Below are 13,889 nucleotides of genomic sequence, written 5' to 3'. Positions count from 1 at the left end.
CCCCGGCCCGGGCCTGCACAACACCCGTACCCCTATGGGGGGGCGCCCCGGGGCCCGCCCCCCCCCCCCGGGGGCCTCCCCCCTTTCTGCTTCCTCTCAGCCCCGCAGCGCGTACTCCGGCGAGCGGACCGGGAGGTCGTAGCAGCGCCTGATGCTGGAGCCGCTCCGGCTCAGGTCGGCCCCGTAGACGTGGAGCGACACGCTGGTGCGGTCACCGGAGTTCCGCACCTGGTGGATGTCGCCGGGCGGGGCGAGGAAGTCCACCGCCCCGGGCCCGCTGGCCGTCAGGCCGGCGGGCACCAGGTAGGGCTGCCCGCCGTTCTCCACCAGGCGGTAGCGGATCTCCTCCTCGGCCCCGAGGTGCACGCCCGTGACGCACCAGGCGAGGTGGTCGTGGACCGAGGTGCGCTGCCCCGGCAGCCACACCAGCGCGACCAGCGAGAAGCTGCCGTCGGGCTCCACGTGCAGCAGGTGCTGGCGGTAGGACCTTTGGTCCGGCTCCAGTTGACGGGGCGTCAGCAGGTCCTCCCGCCCCAGGTGCGGGGCGAGGGCCCGGGCCACCAGCCGACCGGTCCGTTCCGGGTCCTCCGCGCCGCCGGCCCGTACCGCCGCGCGGAGGTCGGCGACGAGCCGGGTCAGCGCGGCGGACGCGTGGCCGTGCTCGGCGGGCGCGCTCACGCGGGCCGCCCTCGCCCGAGCAGCGCGTCGAGGTGGGCGGCCAGCGCCTCGACGGTCGGCACGTCGACCAGGGTGCGGACCGGGAGGTCCAGCCCGAACTCGGCCCGCAGCCTGCTGACGACCGCCAGCAGCGAGAACGAGTCCCCGCCGACCTCGAAGAAGTTCGCCCGCACGTCCACCACGTCCACCACGTCCAGCTTCAACGCGGCGGCCCAGGCCGCCGCGACGGCGGCTTCCGTCGGGGTGGAGGGCGGTGTCACGGCCACCGGGACGGCCCGCTCCGGCTCGGGGCGGGGCAGCCGCCCGCGGTCCACCTTCCCGGTCGGCGAGAGCGGGATGGCCTCGAGCCAGGAGAACACGGCCGGCTGCATCACGATGGGCAGCTTCGGGGCGAGGTGGGCGCGCAGCCCGGCCTCGTCGAGCGCGCTGCCCGGCGTCCTGACCACGTGGGCGACCAGCCGTTGGCCGGTCTCCAGGACCACCACCGCATTGGCCACCTCGGGGTGGCCGCGCAGCACCGACTCGATCTCCTCCAGCTCGACCCGCACGCCGCGGATCTTGACCTGGCTGTCGACCCGGCCGAGGAACTCCAGCTCCCCGTTGTCCAGGCGGCGCACCAGGTCGCCGGTGCGGTAGAGCCGCGCGCCGGGCCGGGCCGGGTCCGGGGCGAAGCGGTCGGCGGTGAGGGCCGGCTGGTTGCGGTAGCCGCGGGCCACGCCGTCGCCGCCGATCCAGAGCTCGCCGGGCACGCCGATGGGCTGCGGGTTCCCCCAGCGGTCGACCACCGCGCAGGTGGCGTTGGCGATCAGCTCCCCGAGCGGCATGGAGCTGCGCTCCGGCGGCTCGTCACCCATCCTGCCGACCAGCGCCGCGCCGGCGGTCTCGGTCGGCCCGTACTCGTTCCAGATCTCGCAGTCGGCGGAGACCACCCTGCGGGTGCGCGCCACCAGGTCGGCGTCCAGGTTCTCGCCGCCCATGGAGACGTGACGCAGCGTCGGCATCGCGGTGCCGGCGTCGGTGATGCCGCGCATCTGGGTGGGCGTCAGGTACAGCAGGTGGATCGACCGCTCGTCGATGAACCGGGCGGTGGCGGCGCCGTCGGCCTTGACCTCGCGGGGCAGCATGACCAGGCAGGCTCCGGCGGTCAGCGCGTGGAACATCTGCTCCACGGACCAGTCGAAGTGGTACGAGAGGTTGTGCACCACCCGGGTGCCGGGGCCGATCGGGCGGGCGTCCTGGGCCCACTGGATCCACGGGGTGATCGCGGTGTGCGGCAGCCCGACGCCCTTGGGGCGGCCGGTTGTTCCGGAGGTGTACATCAGGTACACCAGCTGCGAGGGGTGCAGCGCGACCCCGGGGGCGCCGTCCTGCGCGCCGTCCCGCACGCCGCCCTGGACGGTGCTCACCGACTCCACCGACTCCCGTACGGCCGGCGGCAGTTGGGCCGCCAGCTCCGAGGTGGCGACCAGCAGCCGCATCCCGCTGTCGGCGACCACGTACGCCATCCGGTCGGCGGGCGCCAGCGGGTCGATCGGCACGTAGGCGGCCCCGGCCTTGAGGATGCCCAGGATGCCGACGATCAGGTCCACCGAGGGCTCCGCGCACAGGCCGACCAGGTCGTCCACGCCGGTGCCGCGCGCGGTCAGCTCGGCGGCCAGGCGGGTGGCCCGGGCGTCGAGTTCGCGGTAGCTGACGCGCTCCTCGCCGCTCTCCACCGCGTCCGCGTCCGGCGTCCGGAGCGCCTGCTCCTCGAACAGCCGGTGCAGGAAGAGGTCGGTGGGGTACGGGCCGCAGGCGGAGGTGGACCACTGCTCGATCCGGCGGAGCTCCTCCTCGGGGAGGAGGGTGAGCTCGGAGAGCCGCTTGCCGGGCGAGGCCACCGCGTCGGCGGCCAGCACGCTCAGGTGGTCCAGCATCCGCCAGGCCCGGTCCTCGACGAACAGGTCGGTGTTGTAGTCCACCGCCAGGCGGTAGGTGAACTCGGTCTCGACCGCCCGGAAGACCAGGTCGAACTTGACCGCCTTCAGGCTCAGGCCCAACTCGACGTCGTTGACGGTGATCCCGGCCAGCTCCGGCGCGGGCACCTCGTGCTGGTAGGCCAGCATCACCCGGAACGGGCCCTGCCGGGAGGAGCGGTCGGTGGAGACCGCGCTGACCACCCGCTCGTAGGGGACGTCCTGGTTGGCGAGGTCCTCCAGCATCCGGCCGCGCACCCGGCCGAGCAGCTCGGCGAAGGTCGGGTCGCCGGACAGGTCGCTGCGCACGGCGAGGGTGTTGAGGAAGCAGCCGAGCATGGACTCGAGTTCGGGCAGGTCGCGGTTGGCGCTCGGGATGCCGACCACCACGTCCGTCTGGCCGCTGTACCGGCTGAGCAGCACGGTGAGCAGGGTGAACACGGTCATGAACGGGGTGGCGTTGTGCTCCTGGGAGAGCTCGCGGATCCGCCGCGAGACCGCCCGGGGCAGCTCGATGTCCACCGAGGCCCCGCAGGCCGTGCCGCTCTCCCGTGGCGGCAGGTCCGTCGGGAGGTCCAGCACGGGCAGCGGTCCGCGCAACCGCTCCTTCCAGTAGTCCAGTTGGCGCTCCAGCGCGGCGCCGGTGACGGTGCGCCGCTGCCAGGCGGCGTAGTCGGCGTACTGCACCGGGGGCGCCTCGGCCGCCGGGAGCGCGCCGTCGGCGGCGGCCGCGTACAGCTCCAGCAGTTCGGACACGGCGAGTTCGAAGGAGTACACGTCGGTGATGATGTGGTGCAGGTTGATCAGCAGGACGTGCCACTGCTCGTCCAGCCGGTAGAGCTCGACCCGCAGCAGCGGCCCGCGCTCCACGTCGAAGGGGCGCTGGGCGGACTCCAGCAGCAGGGCCGCCAGGGTGTCCTCCTGCTCCTCGGCCGGCTCCGCCCGGAGGTCGACCACGGTCAGCGGCAGCTCGGCGGAGGCCCGGACCACCTGCTCGGGGACGCCGTCGACGGCCTCGATGGTGGTGCGGAAGACCTCGTGCCGGTCGACCAGCGCCTGGACGGCCCGGCCCAGCGCGCCGACGTCCAGCGGGCCCACCAGCTCGTTGGCCACCGGGATGTTGTAGCGCGGGCCCGGCCCCTGGATCCGCTCGTCCACCCAGAGCCGCTGCTGGGTGAACGAGGCGGGGGCGTGGAAGAGCTCGCCGGCGCGGCCCTCGAAGGGCTCGATGGTCCGGGCCGCCTCGGGCCCGGTCTCCCGCATGCCCTCGATGGCCGTGGAGAGCTCGCCGAGGGTCTGCGCCTCGAACAGGGTGCTGAGCGGGATCCGCAGGTCCAGCTGCTCGCGCAGCCGGCTGACCACCCGGGCGCCCTGCAGCGAATTGCCGCCCAGCGCGAAGAAGTTGGCCTCCGGGCCGGGGACGTCGGTACGCAGGACGGCTGTCCACACGTCCGAGACCACGTCCATCACGGACGGCTGCGACATGTCGTTCCACCTCATACAGATCGAGTGCTCAGTTGGGTTGCAGACGCCGGGAGATCTCGGCGAGCAGGTCCGGACGGGCGGAGTGCAGGAAGAAGTGGCCGCCGGGGAACATCCGTAGGTCGAAACCGCGGGCGGTGAGCTCCCCCCAGCGCGGCAGCGAGCCGCCGCCGGCGGGCGCGTCCTCGGTCCCGCCGAAGGCGGTGACCGGGCAGTCCAGCAGCGGCCCTTCGGTGAACCGGAAGGTCTCGACCACCTCGATGTCGGCCCGGACCACCGGCAGCAGCAGCCGCATCAGCTCCGGGTCGGCCAGCACCGCCTCCGGCGTCGCCGACCAGGAGCGCAGCTTCGCCAGCAACTCCTCGTCGGTGCCGGTGTGGTGGGAGCTGACCGGCCGGGCCTGCGGCGGTACGCAGCCCGAGACGAACAGCCGGACCGGCGAGCCGGCCTCCATCCGTTGGAGGGAGCGGGTGAGGTTCCAGGCGACCAGGGCGCCCATGCTGTGCCCGAAGAAGGCGAACGGCCGGTCCAGGTGCGGGATCACCTCGGGCACCAGGGAGTTGAGCACCTCGCCCATCCGGTGCAGCGGCGGGGTGCCCAACCGGTCCTCGCGGCCCGGGAGTTGGACCGCCCACGGCTCGATGTCGGCGGGCAGCGCGGCGGCCCAGTCGCGGAACACCGAGGCGCCGCCGCCGGCGTAGGGGAGGCAGAACAGCCGGGTGGCCGCGTGCGGCCGGTCGGCGAGCGGCCGGAGCATCGCCCTCACCGGCCGGCCCCGCCCGCCATCTCCTGGCGCAGGGTCAGCGGGCGCATGTCCGTCCAGGCCCGGTCGATGTGCGCGAGACAGGCCTCCTTGGTGCCGCTCTCGCCGGTCTCCCGCCAGCCGGCGGGGAGTTCGCGGCCCTGCGGCCAGATGGAGTACTGCTCTTCGGAGTTGGTCACCACGACGTAGCCGTGGTCGGCGTGCTGTCCGTCCATGCTTCTTCCTTGGGTGGGTTTCAGGCGTTCGGCGTGCCGGGCCGGGTGGGCCGGGACGGCCGGGAGGCGCTCAGGGCCCCCAGCCGGCGGCGGCCGGCGGGCGGCGCGGTCCGCGCCGCCCGCCGGGCCAGCGCCAGCGGCTCGGCCAGAGCGTCCAGAGCGACCGCCGGGTCCGCGGCGACCTGTCGCAGCACGGCCAGGAAGGTCGAACGGACCTCCTCGGCCTCGGACTTCGACAGGCGCCGGGAGTTGTAGTTGAGCCGCAGCTTCATCCCGTCCCCGTCCGGCTTGCCGAACAGGCAGAGGTCGAGCTGCGAGGTCTGCCGGGCGGGCGGCAGGAAGTCGGCGAACTGGAAGGAGGTCGAGAAGACCGGGTTCCGGCCGGGCCGGGCCTCGGTGTCGAGCTTCTCCAGCAGCAGGGTGAAGGGGTAGCGGCTGTGCGCGTAGGCGCCGATGCTGACGGCCTTGGTCCGGCGCGCCAGCTCGGCGAAGGCGTCCGTCCCCGCCATCCTGATCCGGACCGAGAGCGGGTTGACGAAGGTGCCGAGCATCCCCTCCACCTCGGCGCTGTCCCGGCCGGAGAAGGGCACGCAGACCACGATGTCGTCGTCGGAGCCGAGGTCGCGCAGCGCGACCGCGTAGGCGCTGAGCAGCAGGACGTGCGGCGTGACGCGCAGCTCCCTGCCCAGCGCGGCCAGGGCCGCGGCGGTGGCGGCCTCGACCTCGAACTCCACCGTCTCGTTGGCCACTTCCTCGGCCGGCGCCTCGTGGTCCCCGATCCTCAGCCGCGGCAGCGGGGCGGCCAGCTGCTCCCGCCAGTACGTCTCCATGGCCTGGCTGCGCTCGCTCGACAGCCACTGCGAGCGGCTCCGGACGACGGCCTCGTAGGTGCTCGGCAGCGGGGCCGTCGCGGGCTCCGCACCGGACGCGAACGCCCGGTAGGAGAGCAGGAGTTCACGGAAGTAGATGCCCATGGACGTGCCGTCCATGACGATGTGGTGGACGTTCAGGTAGAGGCAGTGGTGGTCCCCGGCCAGCCGGAAGACCCGGAACCGGACCGGCGGGGTGGCGAGCTCCTCGAAGGCGGTCGCGTTCTCGGCCCGGATCCGGCGCTCCAGCTCGGCCGCCGGGTCGGCCGCGCCGCTCAGGTCGACCAGCGGCACCGGGAGCTCGTGGTGCGGCAGGACCCGCTGGCGCGGGCCGTCCGGGGTGTCCCGGAAGGAGAGCCGCAGCGCCTGGTGGCGGGCGGTCAGATGGGCGACCGCGCGGCGCAGGGCGGGGAGGTCCACCGCCTCGTGCAGGTGGTGCCAGTTCGGCAGGTTGGCGTCCGCCCGGCTCTCGTCCATCTGGTGCTGGAGCCACAGGCCCCGCTGGCCGTTCCACAGTTCGAAGTCGTTGGGGTCTTGCACTCGGACAGCCAATCGTCGGTTCGGAATGAGGGGCGGCATCACTCGCTCGACGAGGAATCACTTCACGCACCGTCAGCCACATGCTGGTACGCGAACCATGCACCTGTCAAGATCCGCAGGGGACCGCCGTCGCGGCCCGGACCATCCCGTCCGCCACCCGCCAGCGCCCCTCGAAGGACACCGGCCCGTGGCCCGGCAGTCGGGCCGAGAAGGTCCCCGCCCCGGGGTCGAGGACGACCTCCGCGTCGGCGAAGCCGAGCACGGTGCCGCCCAGCGGGTACCACGCCTTGTAGACGCTCTCCTTGACCGCGAACAGCACCACGTCCCAGTGCAACTCCGGTACCCGCCCGGCGAGTTCCGCCAGGTGTCCGCGCTCGGCCGGGGTGGCGACCAGCCGCAGGCTCCCGTCCGGCAGCGGCCGGTGGAGCTCCGCGTCGATGCCCAGTGAGCGGTACGCCCCGGCCCGGGCCACCACGGCGGCCCGGTAGCCCGCGCAGTGCGTCATGCTGCCGACCACCCCGGCCGGCCACCGCGGCGCCCCGGCCGGCCCGCGGGGGATCGGCGCCGGGGCGACGCCGATCCGGCCCAGGGCGGTCCGGGCGCAGTGCCTGACGGTGGCGAACTCCAGCCGCCTGGCGGCCGGGGAGCGGGTGACCGCCTCGGCCTCCTCCCCCAGCAGCGGGGCGCCGGGCAGGTCCCCGTAGGCCTCCTCCACCGCCACGCCGGGCGGCAGCAGGGCGATCACCGGCCGGGGCGGTCGAGCTCCGCCAGCACGGCCTCCACCGCCTCCAGGGTGGGCGCGTGGTCGATCATCTCGAAGTGGTCGACCGGCACCGGGTACTGGCGGTAGTCGGGCAGGCCCAGGTCCGGCCAGTCGGTCACCGGGCCGGGGGTGGCGGCGACGTCGGCCGGGTCGTCGCGGTCCTCGGTGGTGAACAGCCGGACCGGGAAGCCGGCCGGCACCGGGGCGTAGCCGGAGATCGCCGCGGCGACCGAGCCGAACACCCGCACCCGCGCGTCGAACTCGGCCCGGTCCTCCCCGGTGCCGAGCGCGCCCAGCACCGCCCCGGCGCCCCGGCCGGCCACCTCGGCCGGCAGCCGGGCCGCGGCGGCGATCTGCCGCAGCTTCTCGCGCATGCCCTCCCCGACCGTGAGCGGCGGGCAGTACAGGGAGGTGTTGAGCAGCACCAGCGAGGCGATCTCCCAGCCCCGCTCCGCCAGGCTCCGGGCCAGCTCGTAGGCCAGGATGCCACCGACGCAGTACCCGGCCAGGTGCACCCGGCGCGGCAGCTCCGAGGCCTCCAGGACCTCGGCGAACTCCGCTACCAGTTCGGCGAGTTCACTGCTCGGCGGGCCGTCCTGGGGGTCCAGTCCGCGGGCCTGGAGCCCGTGCACGGGCCGGTCGGCCCGGCCGCCGCCGAAGCGGTGCAGGCCGACCACGCCGCCGCTGGCCGCGGGCACCAGCAGCAGGGGCGCGCCCGCGCCGGCCGCGTTCAGGGTGACGAGCCGTCCGCCGCCCCCGGCCCCGTCCTCCCGCAGCGCCGAGCCGATGCCCTCGAAGGTCCGCAGCCGGAACACCTGTTGGAGGGTGACCTTGACGCCGGAGGCGCCGCGCAGCGCCCCGGCCAGCCGGGCCGCCTTCAGCGAGGTGCCGCCGGAGGCGAAGAAGTCGGCGTCCAGCGCGGCCGGCGGCTCCCCCAGGACGCGCGACCACTGGGCCGCGACCACGGCGTCGACGGCGTCGCGTTCTACGAAGGCAGGGAGCACGGCTCGGCCCTCTCCGCGACGGCCAGCACCTCGGTGAGCAGGGCCTTGACCCCGGGCGAGCGGAACAGCTCCTCCGCCGTCACCCCGAACCGGTGCACCTCGCCGGAGCCCGCCCACTCCAGCTCCTCGCTCAGCAGCACGTGCCCGGGCGCCGGCGCGGCGGCGGCCGGCCCGGCGGCGGTCAGGGTGAAGCTCAGCCAGGCGCGCTGACCCTCGGTCAGCTCGACCAGGATCTCCTCGTCCAGCTCGGGCGAGGCGCCGAGGACCACCGAGAGCAGGAAGGAGCTGGCCAGGGCGAGCGCCTCGCCGGCCGGCCGGCCGGTGAGGTCCGGCACCTCGGCCGACTCGTCCATCGCCAGCGCGAGGTCGTGCAGCAGCTCCTGCGGGGCGGCCGGATCGGCCGGCGCCGGGTCGAGCAGCACCAGCGGGACGTCCCCGGGCAGCGCGCGGACCAGCTCGGAGGCCAGGCCGGCCGCCGAGCAGTAGGCCAGCACCGCGACCGGGGCCGGCCCGGCGGCGGTGATCCGCCCGGCCCAGTGGGCGGCCTGCTCGGCTGTACCCGCCACGGCGTCGGCCAGGCCGGGGTAGTGCAGCGGGTCGATCCGCAGGGTCCGCTCCCGCCAGCCGTCGGGCAGCACGGCGCCGAAGGTCCTGGGCGGCAGCTCGTTGCCGAACTCCATCACCACCAGGGGTCGTCGGTCCTGGTCCGGTCGGTCCTGGGTCACTGCGCGCTCCTGACGGCTTCGTCGACCTGGGCGGAGAAGTCCGCGAGGACGGGGTGGTTGAAGATGGTCTGCAGCCCGATCCTGATGCCGAACTGCTCACGCGTCCGGGACACCGCCCGGGCGGCGATCAGCGAGTGCCCGCCGATCTCGAAGAAGCTGTCCCGGGGGCCGGGCAGGCTCCCGGTGAGCTCGCCCCAGATCGCGGCGATCCGGCCCTCGGTGCTGTCCGGCGCGGCCTGCCCGTCGGCACCGTCCCCCTCCGCCCGCGGCGCCTCGGCCGGGACGGCCAGCAGGGCCTTGCGGTCGATCTTGCCGTTGGGGGTCAGCGGCAGCGCGTCGAGCCGGACCGGCCCGGCCGGGACCATGTAGGCGGGCAGACGGCGGGTCAGTTCGGCGCGGACCTCGGCCGGTTCGGCCCGCCCGCTGAAGAAGGCGCGCAGCGAGCCGCCGTCCTCGCCCGGCAGGTGGACGACGGCCGCCTGCTCCACCCCGGCCGCGGCGAGCATGCCCTGCTCGATCTCGGCCGGCTCCACCCGGTGGCCCCGGATGCTGACCTGGGCGTCCAGGCGCGCCACGAACTCCAGCTCGCCGTCGGCCGTCCAGCGGCAGGTGTCGCCGGAGGCGTACCAGCGGACGCCGTCCCCGTCGGTCGGGAACTTGCGGGCGGTGAGCTCCGGGTCGTGCCGGTACCCGAGGGCCAGCACCTCGCCGCCGATCAGCAGCTCGCCGGACCGGCCGGGCTCGGTGACCTCGGCCCCGGCCTCGTCCACCAGCCGGACCTCCGCGCCCCTGATGGGGCGTCCGATCACCGGCGCGCCCTCGGCCGGGCCCCGGCGCAGGTCGCCGCTGGCGGTCGTCACCACGGTGGCCTCGGTCGGGCCGTAGTGGTTGAACACCGCGGCCGGGAAGCCGGCCGGCGGGGCGAGCCGCAGACGGTCCCCGCCGGTCAGCAGCACGGCCAGGCCGGCGGGCGGGGCCGGGAGGGCGAACAGCTGCTCGGCGAGCGGGGTGCTCAGGAAGCAGTGCGTGACGCCGGCGCCCTCGATGAACCCGGCGATCGCCGCGCTGTCCACCAGCATCCGCTCGGTGGGCAGGACCAGGGTGGCCCCGCCGGCCAGCGCCGCCCAGACCTCCCAGACCGTCGCGTCGAAGCCGAGCCCGGCGAAGGCGCCGACCCGAACGCCGGGCCGGGTGCCGTAGGCCGACAGGTGCCAGGTGACCAGGTTCGCCAGACCGTGGTGGCCGACCTCGACGCCCTTGGGCGTGCCGGTCGAGCCGGAGGTGTAGATGACGTAGGCCAGTTCGGCCGGCTCCACGCCCACCGGGGCCTCGTCGCCCGCCTCGTCGTGGGACGGATCGTCGAGCACCGGCACCCCGGCGGGCACCCGCGCGGCGAGCCCGTCCTGGGCCAGCACGGCGAGCGGCCGGGCATCCGTCAGGACCGACCCGATCCGGCCGTCCGGCAGCGCCGGGTCGAGCGGCAGGTACGCCGCTCCGGCGAGCCAGCAGCCCAGCTGCGCGACGATGCCCTCGGCACCCCGGTCGAAGAGCAGGCCGACCAGGCCGCCGCTCCGGTGGCCCTCGGCCCGCCGGACGCGCCCGGCCACCGCCTGTGCGGCGTCCCAGAACTGACGGTAGGTCAGCCGCTGGTCACCGCACTCCACGGCGGTCGCGTCCGGCTGCGCCTCGACGACCGCGGCGATCAGCCCGACCACCGTAGGCTCGTTCAAGCTGTCCTGCATGAAAGATCACTCCTATCCCCGGCAAGCAGTTCCTGGTACGCCCGGGCGACGCGTTCCACCACGTCCCTGCCGACCCGGTGGTCCTGATGGGTGAGGTCGACCCGCAGGCCCCCGGAGGGCAACGGCCAGACCTCGCAGACCAGTTCGTTCATGGCCGGCCCGGCGGCCGGCGTGTACGGCCGGACGGTGCACCCCGCCAGCGCGAGCGGCACGTCCTCGTTCCCCTGGTAGGCGAACAGGGTCTGGTAGAGCGGATTGCGGCCCGTGCGGGCCGGCCGCAGCTCGCGGACCACGTCCGCGAACCGCACGTCCTGGCGGGCCAGACCCGCCGTCACGGCCGGCAGCGCGGCGCGCAGCGCGTCCTGCGGGGTGCGGCACCCGGCCGGCACCGGCAGGCGCAGGCAGAGGGTGTCCACCAGGCAGGAGACCGCCCGGACCGCCTCCTGGCCGAACCTGCGGGCCACCGGCACCCCGATCCCGAAGTCCCGCTGCCCCAGCACCTCGGCCAGGGCCGCGGCGTAGCAGGCCACCAGCGGGGCGAAGAGCGTGGCCCCGGCCTCGCGGGCCGATCCGGTGAGGGCGGCGACCGTCTCCGGGTCCACGGTGAAGACCACCGGCCCGGCCGCACCGCCCGCGTCCCCCGCCCCGCCCGGCGGCGGGAAGTCCAGCGGCGGGAAGTCCAGCTCCGGCAGCCCGGCCAAGGCCTGGCTCCAGTACCGGAGTTGGCTGTCGTGGGCCTCGGGGTCGCGCAGCGCGGCCTCCTCCTCGGCCAGCCGCCGCAGCCCGGGGGACGCCTCGGCGAACCCGGGTGCCGCTCCCCGGACCCGGGCCGCGTACGCCTCTGCCAGGTCGGCGGTGAGCAGCGCCTGGGACCAGCCGTCGAAGGAGACGTGGTGCACGGCCAGCCCGAGCAGTCCGGCCTCGGTGCGCACGCAGCGCCAGACCTCGCCGTCCTCGATCCGCAGCGGCCGGGCCAGCGCCCGGTCGAAGTCCTGCTCGGCGACCGTCTCCAGCCGGACCGACCCGACCGGGCCCGGCAGCACGGCGACCGGGTCGTCCTCGACCCGGTAGGCCGCGCGCAGGCCCTCGTGGCGGCTGTGCAGGTCGTTCAACGCGGCTTCCAGCGCCGGGAGCCGGAGGTCGCCCGAGACCTGCCAGGCCACCTGGCAGACGGCCGTCGGGTCGTCGGGGAACAGCTCGTGCTTCAGGCAGAAGTCCGCCTGGACCCCGCTCAGCGGCAGCTCGCCGCCCTCCTCCACCGGGCCGGCGGGCGCGGTGGCCTCCGGCGCGGCGGCGGCCGAACCGACCAGCGCCAGCAGGCCGTTGAGGGTCGGCTCGGCCAGGAAGGCGGAGGCCGGGATGCGCAGACCGGTCCGGGCCGCCGTCCGCGCGCACAGCCGCAGCGCGTCCAGGGAGGTCCCGCCCAGGGCGGCGAACGCCGCCTGCGGCGGTGCCTGGTGGCCGACGATCCGGGCGTACTCCTCGCGGGCGACGCCCTCGGGGCCGCCCTCGGGGCCCAACTCGGCGGCGTCCTCGGGGCCGTCGCTCCCGCGCCGCGCGGCCGCCTCCGGTGTGGCCGTCCGGCCGAGCCCGGCCAGCAGGGCACGGGTGTCGACCTTGCCGTTGGGGGTGAGCGGCAGGTCCGCCAACTCCCGCAGTTCGGCGGGCATGCAGTGGGCCGGGAGCGCGGTGGCCAGCTCCGCGCGGACCTCCTCCTCGCCGAGCCGGGTGCCCTCGGCCCCCTGGACGTAGAAGAGCGCCATCCGGGAGAGGGCGCCGTCCTCGCCGGGCACGGGCACCGCCGCCGCGCGCTCCACCGAGGGCAGCGCGAGGCAGGCGTTCTCGATCTCCTGGGGCTCGATCCGGTAGCCGCGGATCTTCACCTGCCGGTCGGCCCGCCCCCGGTAGTGCAGCACCCCGTCGGGTGTGGTCAGGCCGAGGTCGCCGGTCCGGTAGACCCGGGTCGGCCTGCCGTCCAGCTCGACGGTGACGAAGCGGGCGGCGGTCTCCTCCGGCCGGCCCAGGTACCCCTCGGCCAGGCCGGCCCCGGCCACGCAGATCTCGCCGGTCTCCCCCGGGCCGCAGGGCCGGTCGCCGTCCAGCAGGTGGACGGCCGTCTCGGGCACCACCCGGCCGATCGGGATGCCGTCCGGCCGCTCGGTGTCGGCCGGGGTGACGGGGTGGGTGGTGGCGAAGACGCAGGCCTCGGCCGGGCCGTAGCCGTTGACCAGCCGGACGGACGGGTGGCGGGTGAGGAACTTGCGGATGTGGTGCTGCGACACCCGCTCGCCGCCGATGAGCAGTTGGGCCATCCCGTCGAAGCAGGAGAGGTCCTCGTCGACGAACATGTTGAACAGCGAGGAGGTCAGCCAGGCGGTGTCCACGCCATGCTCCCGCACCAGCCGGGCGAGGCCCTCGGGCAGCAGGTACTCCTCCTCCATCAGGGCCACCGTCCCACCGCTGACCAGCGGCCCCACCACCTCCAGGGTGAGGGCGTCCCAGTAGAGGGAGCTCACCCCGGCCGTGGTGTGGCCGGCGCCCAGGTCGGCGAAGGAGTCCGGACCGAACAGCCGGACGGCCGCCCGGTGCGGGGAGACCACTCCCTTCGGCGTGCCGGTGCTTCCCGAGGTGAAGAAGACCGCGGCCGCCGCCCCGCCGTCCACCGCCACCTCGGGTGCGGTGCGGCCGCGCCGGGCGGCCTCCGCCACCGAGCCGGGCAGACCGGGCCAGCACGGCACTCCGAGGTCCACCGGGTGCTCGGCCACCAGCACCGGCGGCTCCAGCTGTCCGACGACCGAACGCAGCCGCTCCTCGGGCCAGGACGGGTCCAGCACCGCGTACGCGGCCCCGCACTTGAGGACGGCGAGCAGGACCGCCACCAGCCGGGGGGAACGCGCCATCAGCACCGGTACCCGGGTGCCCGGGCCGACCCCGGCCTCGTGCAGGCCGGCGGCCAGGTCCCCGGCGGCCAGGTCCAGCTCCCGGTACGTCACCCGGACGCCGCCCTGGCGCACCGCGATCCGCTCGGGGTGGCGCAGGGCGTGCCCGGCCACCGACCCGTGGACCGTCCGAGCGCCCGGCGGCTCCGGGGCTCGGCTGCTAGCTCGTGTCATGCCAACTCTCGTTTCGTGGTGCGGCGTTCGGCGTGCGGCG

10 protein-coding genes are annotated in these 13,889 nt (G+C 75.2%); all 10 read right to left on the bottom strand.

Annotated elements, in window-relative coordinates; genetic code table 11:
- Positions 1 to 96: 96 nt before the first annotated feature.
- The 10 genes from ACZ6ZR_RS08925 to ACZ6ZR_RS08880 all read right to left on the bottom strand — a co-directional run bounded on the left by ACZ6ZR_RS08925 (position 97) and on the right by ACZ6ZR_RS08880 (position 13,789).
- The gene (locus ACZ6ZR_RS08925; RefSeq protein ID WP_465640882.1) at positions 97 to 678 is read right to left on the bottom strand and encodes a cysteine dioxygenase family protein; all 582 of its coding nucleotides are present in this window, start codon (positions 676 to 678) and stop codon (positions 97 to 99) included.
- Positions 675 to 4,118: a non-ribosomal peptide synthetase gene (locus ACZ6ZR_RS08920; RefSeq protein ID WP_465640880.1), complete on the bottom strand. Its 3,444-nt coding sequence runs from the start codon at positions 4,116 to 4,118 to the stop codon at positions 675 to 677. Before ACZ6ZR_RS08920 ends, ACZ6ZR_RS08925 begins: the two co-directional genes overlap by 4 nt.
- A gap of 28 nt (positions 4,119 to 4,146) precedes the next feature.
- A complete protein-coding gene (locus tag ACZ6ZR_RS08915; RefSeq protein WP_465640878.1) occupies positions 4,147 to 4,872 on the bottom strand; it encodes a thioesterase II family protein in 726 nt (241 codons plus the stop codon).
- A gap of 5 nt (positions 4,873 to 4,877) precedes the next feature.
- Positions 4,878 to 5,093, bottom strand: a complete 216-nt coding sequence (locus tag ACZ6ZR_RS08910; protein WP_465640876.1) for an MbtH family protein — start codon at positions 5,091 to 5,093, stop codon at positions 4,878 to 4,880.
- Positions 5,094 to 5,113: 20 nt separating this feature from the next.
- Positions 5,114 to 6,502 carry a condensation domain-containing protein gene (locus ACZ6ZR_RS08905; protein ID WP_465640874.1) on the bottom strand — a complete coding sequence of 463 codons (1,389 nt, stop codon included), beginning with the start codon at positions 6,500 to 6,502 and terminating at the stop codon, positions 5,114 to 5,116.
- Positions 6,503 to 6,608: 106 nt separating this feature from the next.
- Positions 6,609 to 7,247, bottom strand: coding sequence for a 4'-phosphopantetheinyl transferase family protein (locus tag ACZ6ZR_RS08900; RefSeq protein ID WP_465640872.1), 639 nt, complete (start codon positions 7,245 to 7,247; stop codon positions 6,609 to 6,611).
- Positions 7,244 to 8,269: a thioesterase domain-containing protein gene (locus tag ACZ6ZR_RS08895; RefSeq protein WP_465640870.1), complete on the bottom strand. Its 1,026-nt coding sequence runs from the start codon at positions 8,267 to 8,269 to the stop codon at positions 7,244 to 7,246. Before ACZ6ZR_RS08895 ends, ACZ6ZR_RS08900 begins: the two co-directional genes overlap by 4 nt.
- Positions 8,251 to 8,994, bottom strand: coding sequence for a hypothetical protein (locus ACZ6ZR_RS08890; protein ID WP_465640868.1), 744 nt, complete (start codon positions 8,992 to 8,994; stop codon positions 8,251 to 8,253). Before ACZ6ZR_RS08890 ends, ACZ6ZR_RS08895 begins: the two co-directional genes overlap by 19 nt.
- Positions 8,991 to 10,736: a non-ribosomal peptide synthetase gene (locus ACZ6ZR_RS08885; protein WP_465640866.1), complete on the bottom strand. Its 1,746-nt coding sequence runs from the start codon at positions 10,734 to 10,736 to the stop codon at positions 8,991 to 8,993. Before ACZ6ZR_RS08885 ends, ACZ6ZR_RS08890 begins: the two co-directional genes overlap by 4 nt.
- Positions 10,721 to 13,789, bottom strand: coding sequence for an amino acid adenylation domain-containing protein (locus ACZ6ZR_RS08880; protein WP_465640864.1), 3,069 nt, complete (start codon positions 13,787 to 13,789; stop codon positions 10,721 to 10,723). The genes ACZ6ZR_RS08885 and ACZ6ZR_RS08880 overlap by 16 nt, the downstream gene beginning before the upstream one ends.
- Positions 13,790 to 13,889: the final 100 nt, after the last annotated feature.

This window comes from Kitasatospora sp. NPDC088742, assembly GCF_055584905.1.
The sequence above is the reverse complement of the archived record's forward strand: the minus strand, read 5'-3'. Positions and strand labels throughout refer to the sequence as shown.

Bases quoted from the DNA above. Each gene is read 5' to 3' on its own strand.
- ACZ6ZR_RS08910 (WP_465640876.1), bottom strand. From the start codon at position 5,093: ATGGACGGACAGCACGCCGACCACGGCTACGTCGTGGTGACCAACTCC.
- ACZ6ZR_RS08915 (WP_465640878.1), bottom strand. From the start codon at position 4,872: ATGCTCCGGCCGCTCGCCGACCGGCCGCACGCGGCCACCCGGCTGTTC.
- ACZ6ZR_RS08885 (WP_465640866.1), bottom strand. From the start codon at position 10,736: ATGCAGGACAGCTTGAACGAGCCTACGGTGGTCGGGCTGATCGCCGCG.
- ACZ6ZR_RS08920 (WP_465640880.1), bottom strand. From the start codon at position 4,118: ATGTCGCAGCCGTCCGTGATGGACGTGGTCTCGGACGTGTGGACAGCC.